This window comes from Streptomyces africanus, assembly GCF_002150735.1.
Classification (GTDB): Bacteria; Actinomycetota; Actinomycetes; order Streptomycetales; family Streptomycetaceae; genus Streptomyces; species Streptomyces africanus.
In genome coordinates, this window is sequence record NZ_MUKA01000300.1 from 1 (window position 1) to 7,252 (window position 7,252).

7 protein-coding genes and 1 pseudogene are annotated in these 7,252 nt (G+C 71.6%); 3 read left to right on the forward strand and 5 right to left on the reverse strand.

Going from position 1 to position 7,252, the window contains the following annotated elements; all coding sequences use genetic code 11:
* Positions 1-186 precede the first annotated feature (186 nt).
* Positions 187-534 carry a putative quinol monooxygenase gene (locus CCL05_RS32180; protein WP_086564205.1) on the forward strand — a complete coding sequence of 116 codons (348 nt, stop codon included), beginning with the start codon at positions 187-189 and terminating at the stop codon, positions 532-534.
* Between the two features lie 10 nt (positions 535-544).
* On the opposite strand, the gene CCL05_RS32185 is transcribed toward CCL05_RS32180, so the two are convergent.
* Positions 545-1,474 carry a helix-turn-helix domain-containing protein gene (locus CCL05_RS32185; protein ID WP_244204481.1) on the reverse strand — a complete coding sequence of 310 codons (930 nt, stop codon included), beginning with the start codon at positions 1,472-1,474 and terminating at the stop codon, positions 545-547.
* An 88-nt stretch (positions 1,475-1,562) separates the two neighbouring features.
* Here CCL05_RS32185 and CCL05_RS32190 point away from each other — a divergent pair, with 88 nt between their 5' ends.
* Both CCL05_RS32190 and CCL05_RS46560 read left to right on the forward strand, forming a co-directional pair.
* Complete coding sequence (locus CCL05_RS32190) at positions 1,563-1,958, forward strand: MmcQ/YjbR family DNA-binding protein (RefSeq protein WP_086564207.1); 396 nt, start codon at positions 1,563-1,565, stop codon at positions 1,956-1,958.
* Between the two features lie 104 nt (positions 1,959-2,062).
* Positions 2,063-2,218: pseudogene (locus tag CCL05_RS46560) on the forward strand (MmcQ/YjbR family DNA-binding protein); the annotation flags it as partial.
* 50 nt (positions 2,219-2,268) lie between these two features.
* Here the strand turns inward: CCL05_RS46560 and CCL05_RS32200 are convergent.
* The 4 genes from CCL05_RS32200 to lnt form a co-directional block, all read right to left on the reverse strand.
* Positions 2,269-4,245: a helix-turn-helix domain-containing protein gene (locus CCL05_RS32200; RefSeq protein ID WP_086564208.1), complete on the reverse strand. Its 1,977-nt coding sequence runs from the start codon at positions 4,243-4,245 to the stop codon at positions 2,269-2,271.
* Between the two features lie 74 nt (positions 4,246-4,319).
* The gene (locus CCL05_RS32205) at positions 4,320-5,120 is read right to left on the reverse strand and encodes a 3-hydroxybutyrate dehydrogenase (protein WP_086564209.1); all 801 of its coding nucleotides are present in this window, start codon (positions 5,118-5,120) and stop codon (positions 4,320-4,322) included.
* Between the two features lie 54 nt (positions 5,121-5,174).
* The gene (locus tag CCL05_RS32210) at positions 5,175-5,654 is read right to left on the reverse strand and encodes an NUDIX hydrolase (RefSeq protein WP_086564210.1); all 480 of its coding nucleotides are present in this window, start codon (positions 5,652-5,654) and stop codon (positions 5,175-5,177) included.
* Positions 5,655-5,721: 67 nt separating this feature from the next.
* Positions 5,722-7,252: apolipoprotein N-acyltransferase (gene lnt / locus CCL05_RS32215; protein WP_086564211.1), on the reverse strand; the 1,531-nt coding region annotated here is incomplete at its 5' end.

Below are 7,252 nucleotides of genomic sequence, written 5' to 3' on the forward strand. Positions count from 1 at the left end.
CGCCGAAGGGCATGCCCCCAACTGGGTCTGACCGTCAGCGACCTGGGGCGGATCGAGGAGATCCTCCCCGAGGGGCCAGCGAGCAAGCCGTTACCCGGAGCCCAGCCGGACGCTTTCACCACCGGCTGAGCTCCGAACCGCTCTGCTTTTCCGCCGAACGCACCCGCATCCTCTACGGAGAAAACCATGAGCAACCAGATCGAGAACCTTTTCCACTATCGCGTCAAGTCCGGTATGGAGGAGCAGTACCAGACCTACCTGGACAAGGTCCTGCCGGTAACCCAGGAGCAGGAGCCGTACATCCTGGCCTACGAGATCTCCCGGGGCAGTGACGGCAGCTACTTCCAGCGCGAGCTCTACGAGAATGAGGAAGCCGTCTGGAGGCACATGGCGCTGACCGCCGAGGGCCAGGCCGACTTCGCCGCCTCCACCGAGATGATCGAACTCGTCATCCTGGGCGAGCTCAGCGAAAAGTTCCGCGACACCTTCTCCATTACCACCACCTACACGCCATTCCGTCAGATCACGCGCTGACGCGGCACAGCTACCCGCGTGTTGCATCCCGGCCCGCGAAGGCGGCCGGGGTGAGACCGGTGCGGTCGCGGAAGAAGCGGCCGAAGTTCGCGGGGTCGGAGAATCCGAGGTGGTCGGCCACAGTCCGGGCGTCCCATTGCGCACCGCCCAGCAGGCGCCGGGCTTCGAGGAGGCGACGCTCGTCGATGAGCTCACGCACTCCCTTGCCGGTGGCGTCCCGTGCCGCGCGGCTCAGCGTGCGGACCGAGCAGCCGAGCAACTCTGCGTACTCGGCGGCCTGGTGCAGTTCGCGGAAATGCAGCTCCAGGGCGTCCGTGAACCGCCCGTAGGTTTCACCACGGCTTCTGCTGGCTCTCATGTCGGCGGGGGTGATCCCGGGGGCGCCCGCGAGGCGTAGCAGTAGCGATTCGAGCAGGCTGCGGCGCAGGGCGTGGTGGATGTCGAGGGGCCGGCGCCCCAGGGCCCTGTGTTCGTCCAGGAGTTGGAGCGCCGTTTGCTGGAGCCGGGCGGCGTCATCGGCGTGCGGGCTCAGCACGGCAGGGGCGTCGTGCGCGGTGAGCGGGGCCAGTAGGCGGGCGATGTCGGGCCGCAGTACATCCGGTTCGAAGAGGATGAAGGTGCCGCGGGCGGCGCCGGGCGGATGCCAGCACTGCGCGTGTCCCGGGCGCACCCACAGCCACTGGCCGGGGGCGACGGTCCGCGTGAGGTGGTCGACGTCGTGCCGCAGCTCGCCCTCGGTGACGGCGATGAGGTAATGGAAGGTGGCGCGGCCCGGACGGGGCGGGTTCCACGGCCAGTCATCGTGCTGGGCGAAGAAGTCCTCGACGGTGCTCACCTCAAGGCCGTACGGGGTGCCGACCGGGGGCTGGAAACCGTACAGCGGGACCTCGGCCGGTCCGGCCTGTCCGCTCGGGCTGGGGTGTCGCTTGTCGACCATCACGTGTCCGCATCCTACTGCCCCATTTGTCGACTTCGAGGGAAGGATGGGGTGTGCCGCCGCGACGACCCCGTGAGGAAGGCAACGCCCGATGAACGGAACGACCCTGCACAAGACCGCCGCCGACTGCGCCGAGGAGCTGCCCGGAGCCCAGCTGGAGCATCCCTTCGGCGACGACTGGGAGGTCTTCAAGGTGCGCGGCAAGGTGTTCATGCTGATGACCGAGGTCCTGGGGCGCCCCGTCGTGATCCTCAAGGCCGACCCCGGCGAGGCACACGCCCTGCGGGAGCAGTACAGCCACATCACCCCCGGCTACCACATGAACAAGAAGCACTGGATCACGCTGGAGGCCGGGGAAGGCGTCGCCAAGGTGCTGGTCAAGGAACTCGTCACCGACTCCTACCGGCTCGTCGTCGCCCGCCTGCCCAAGGCAGAGCAGCCCGTCGACCCCCACACCTACGGCACCGGCAGGCAGGCCACCTCGTGAGCGCGGCCGGTGACCGGCTCCAGGACATCGCCCGCCGAACGGCCTCAGCTCTGCCCGGCGTCAGCCACGGATACCCCTTCACTCCCGCACTGGTCGTGTACAAGGTGGCGGGCAAGGTGTTCCTGATCGTCACCGACGACCCGGACGAGCAGATCATCACGGTCAAGTGCGAACCCGAACACGCACGCGCGCTCGTGCACGCCCACGCGTCGATCACACCGGGCCGCTACCTCGACAAACGCCACTGGATCTCACTCGGACCGGGCCCCGGCATCACCAAGCGGCTGGTCACCGACGCAGTCGAGGATTCCTACGACCTGGCCGTCGCGCGGCTGCCCGGTCGCGACCGTGCCGGCGCCGACAACCGGTGCAGCCTCAGGGCGAGTTGGATCTCCAGGGCGCGGGCCGGGGTCTGCCAGTCGTCGCCGAGGAGACGGCCGACGCGCTCCAGGCGCTGGGCGACCGTGTTCACATGAACGTGCAGTTCGTCCTTGGTGCGGGCGGGGCTCATCCCGCAGGCGAAGTACGCGTCGAGGGTGCGCAGCAGCTCCGTACCGCGTCGCCGGTCGTACGCGACGACCTGGCCGATGGTGCGCTCGACGAAGCCGGGGATGTCCCGGTCTCCGGCCAGGAGCAGCCCGAGGAAGCCGAAGTCCTCGGCGGCGGCACCGTCCCCGGAGCGGCCGAGGAGCCGCAGGGCGTCGAGGCAGCGCCGGGCTTCGGCGTAGGCCGTGGCCACGGAGTCCGGGCGGGTGGCGAGGTCCTCCGCGGGTGCGGAGGCTCCGACGGTGACCGGTGCGTGGACCGCGGTGCCCAGATGCCGGGCGGCGCGGCGGGCCAGTTCGGTGGCGGTGTCGCCGGGGCCGAGGGGCAGCAGCAGGACCGTGCCGCCGTCGCGTGCGGCGGCCAGGCCCTGCCGGGTCGCGGCGAGGTGGGACGCGGCTGCGGCGAGGCGTCTGCGGGCGTCCGCCTCCTGGTCGGCGTCGGGCGCGTCGCCCTCCAGTCGCGCGGCCAGCACCACATGGACCGCGTCGAGGTCGGCGTGGAGGCGTGCCGCGCGCTCCCGCAGCAGGCGCGGGTCGCGGTCGCGGGCGTCGAGCAGGTCGTCCAGGAGTTCGCCGCGCACGCGTTGTTCGGCCTCGGCGGCGGACCGGCGGGCCAGGAGCAGCAGGGAGGTGACCATGGCGGCGCGCTCCAGGGTGCGCTGGTCGACGGGGTCGAGCCCCGGGTGGCCGCGCAGCACGAGTGCGCCGAGCAGCTCTCCGCCGGCGGCGACGGCGGCGATCCAGTCGTCCTCGTGCCGCACGGCGTGGCCCTCCGCGCGGGACGCCTCCAGCGCCTCGCCCGGTGCCGCGGCCGCCTCGGTGAACTCGACCGTGCCGTCGAGGACCTCTGAGACGGCGGCGGCCACGTCGTGGACCCCGCCGCCGCGCAGGACGAGCTCGGCGAGCCGGTCGTGCACGTCGGAGGCGCGTTCGATGACCCCGCTGCGGTCCTGGATGATCTCGTTGGCCCGCTCCAGACCGGCGAGGGCCGACCGGGTCTCGGCGAGCAGGTTGGCGGTGTCGATGGCGGCCGCGGCGAGGGCGGCGAAGGAGCCGAGCAGGGCGATCTGCTCCCGCTCGAAGACCCGGGCGCGGCGGTCCGCGGCGAACAGCACGCCGATGACGTGGTGCCCGAGCGTGAGCGGCACGCCGAGGATGGCCACGAGCCCCTCGTCCCGCACGCCGGCGTCGATGGTGAGGGTGTGCTGGAAGCGGTCGTCCTTGAAGTAGTCGTCGGTGACGTAGGGGCGTGCGGTCTGCGCGACCAGGCCGCCGAGCCCCTCCCCCATGCCGAGCCGCAGTTGCTGGAACCGGGCCGCGACCGAGCCCTCGGTGACCCGCATGTAGGTGTCGCCCCTCGCCGGGTCGTTCAGGCTGAGGTAGGCGACGTCGGTGCCCAGCAGCGACCGGGCGCGCTGCACGATCGCCTGGAGTACGGCGTCGAGGTCGCGCAGCCCGGCGAGGTCGTGGGCGGTCTCGAACAGTGCGGACAGCTCGGCCTCGCGGCGGCGCCGTCCCTCCAGCTCCGAGCGGACGCGCAGGGCGAGCGGCTTGGCCCGCTGGAGTGCGGCGATCCACTCCGCCGGGCGTCCTTCGGCGCGCGCGAGCAGCACCGGCTGCTCGTAGGCGTCGGCGGACGCGCCCCGGGCCAGGAGCTCGAGATACGGCGTCTCCGCGCCGGCCGGCGGCGGTTCGGCGCGGCCGGCGGAGCGCTCGGCTGACTGGACGTGATCGCTGGACATGCTCTCAGGATTCACCATGACCGGGCCGTCCCGTCAGCCCTGTGGACAACTCCCGGGCCGACGAGGGCAGGGGCTCAGTGGGCGGTCCAGCCGCCGTCGAGCACGAGTGAGGTGCCGGTCACGAAGGACGCCTGCGGACCGCACAGATACGCCACGGCCTCGGCGACCTCCTCCGGTTCGATGAGCCGCTTGACGGCGCTGTCCTGGAGCAGCACCTCGGACAGGACACGCTCCTCGGGGATGCCGTGCGCCCGGGCCTGGTCGGTGAGCTGTTGCTCGACCAGTGGGGTGCGCACATAGGCGGGGTTCACACAGTTGGAGGTGACACCGTGGGGCGCGCCTTCGAGGGCGGTGGTCTTGGAGAGTCCCTCCAGCCCGTGTTTGGCGGCCACATAGGCCGACTTGTAGGCCGAGGCGCGCAGCCCATGGACGGACGACACGTTCACGATGCGGCCCCAGCCCTGCCCGTACATGTGGGGCAGGGCACCCCGGATGAGCCGGAAGGGTGCCTCCAGCATCACGGTGAGCACCGTGTGGAAGACGTCGGGCGGGAACTCCTCGATGGGGCGGACGAGCTGGAGCCCGGCGTTGTTGACGAGGACGTCGGTGCCCGCGGCGGCGAGTTCGGCGGCGTCCAGGTCGGTGAGGTCGAGGACGTGCGGTTCCACGGTGCCCGCGAGGTCGCGGCCCTGTCCGGCGAGCGCCTCCAGGCCCGCGGCGTCCCGGTCGACCGCTCTCACCTTCGCCCCGGCGGCCGCGAGCCGCAGCGCGCAGGCGCGGCCGATGCCGCCGGCGGCGCCGGTGACGAGCGCGGTGCGGCCACCGAGGTCGAACGGAAAGGCGTGGGGAGCCGGAAGGACATGGGGCGCGGTCATGCCTCGACCCTAGGCAGCGCGATGGTCGCGCCCCATGTGGTCACGCCCTACAGTTCAGCCGGATGCAGTGGGGTCGAACCATGTGGGGGCACCCGACATGGCCTGCTTGATCCGGAACAGACAGTGCTCGTTCAGCTCGGGCAGGGCATCGACGTCGAACCAGCCCACGTCCAGCGACTCGTCGTCGTTGACCCGCGCCTCACCGCCGGTGGCACGGCAACGGATGGTGATGTCCATGAACTGGCAGGTGTCGCCGTTGTCGTACGTGACGGGGTGCCCTGCGTGGACGAGGACCACGCTCTCCGCGACACAGTGCACGGCCGTCTCCTCGTAGACCTCCCGCACGGCGCAGGCCGCGGGCTGCTCCCCCGGGTCCGGGATGCCGCCGATCACCGACCACTTGCGGGTGTCGGACCGACGGTTCAGCAGGATTCTGCCCTCGTCGTCGAAGACCAGGGCGGTGACTCCGGGGAGCCAGAGCAGCTGGTGACCGGCCGAGGCGCGCAGGGTGCGGATGAAGTCGGGAGTAGCCATGACCCGACCCTAAGGGGCGGGTTCGGCGCCCCGGCGGGTTTTCAAGAGGAGGCCGACCGGCGTACGGCTACACGTCACCGCCGCGTCGCCCCCGCAGACCGGCGCCGACGGCCCAGCCCAGTCCGCCGGCCGCGACCAGCACGAGGGCGATCTCCGGCAGGACGCCCAGCTGGGTGGCGGGCGTCTGCGAGGAGCGCAGCGGCACCTTCTGCACGAGTGAGTCGGCGACGAACATGCCGGTCCTCTGCGTGATCTTCCCGTCCGGCATGATCATCGCGCTGACACCGCTGGTCACCGGCACCACCACGGTCCGGCTGTGCTCGACCGCGCGGACACGGGACATGGCGAGCTGCTGGTAGGTCATCTCGCTGCGGTCGAAGGTGGCGTTGTTGCTCGGCACGGAGATCATCTGGGCGCCGTCGGTGACCTCGGAGCGCACGGTCCAGTCGAAGGCGGCCTCGTAGCAGGTGACGAGACCGACCTTGGCGCCGTCCATGGTGAACACACCCGGTGTGGAACCGCGGCTGAAGTCCTGGCGGGCCATCTCCGTCCAGTTCTTGTTGATCGCCCCGACGAGCGAGCGCAGCGGGAGGTATTCGCCGAACGGCTGGATCTGCCGCTTGTCGTAGGTGTCGACGGGGCCCTTCGCCGGGTCCCACAGGATCAGCTCGTTGTACAGCTTGCCGTCCCGCTCCACGACGCCGCCGACCGAGATGGGCACGCCGATGGACTTGGCCGCTGCGTCGATCACGGCACGGGCATCGGGGTTGGCGAACGGATCGACGTCGGAGGAGTTCTCCGGCCACAGCACGAAGTCGGGCCGTGCGACCTTGCCGGCCTTGACCTCGGCGGCCAGGCGTTCCGTCTCGCGCGCGTGGTTGTCGAGCACGGCCCGCCGCTGGGCGTTGAACTCCAGCCCCGCCCGGGGCACGTTGCCCTGGATCGCCGCGACGGTCACGCTGCCGTCCTCGGCCTTGTCGCTGACCAGCGGCCGGGCCGCCACGGCCGCCACCACGGGGACGGCCAGGCTCACCAGACCCACGGCCGCCGCGGCCCGGCGCACCGTGCCGGTACGCCGCCACACCACCGCGAGGCGGACGGCTTCGTACAGTCCGAAGCCGCACAGGACCACCGCGAAGCCGAGCACCGGGGTGCCGCCCACCGCGACGAGCGGCAGGAACACACCGTCCGCCTGCCCGAACGCGATCTTCCCCCAGGGGAAGCCGTCGAACGGCACGCGCGCGCGTGCCGCCTCGCCGGCGATCCACAAGGCGGCCGCCCACACCGGCCACCCCGGCAGCTTCGACACGGCGGCGACACCCGCGCCGACCAGCGCGACGAAGATCGCCTCGATCGCCACCAGGGCGACCCAGGGGAGCGGTCCGACCTCCACTCCGGTCCACACCAGCAGCGGCAGCAGGAAGCCGAGGCCGAAGAGGTAGCCGAGGCCGAGCCCCGCCTTCCAGCCGCGGCCGCGCAGCACCCAGCCGAAGACCGCGAAGGCCGGCAGGGCCAGCCACCACAGGGTGCGGGGCGGGAAGCTGACGTAGAGGAGCAGGCCGGAGAGCGCGGCCGCGGCGGCCGCGCTCTCCGGCCTG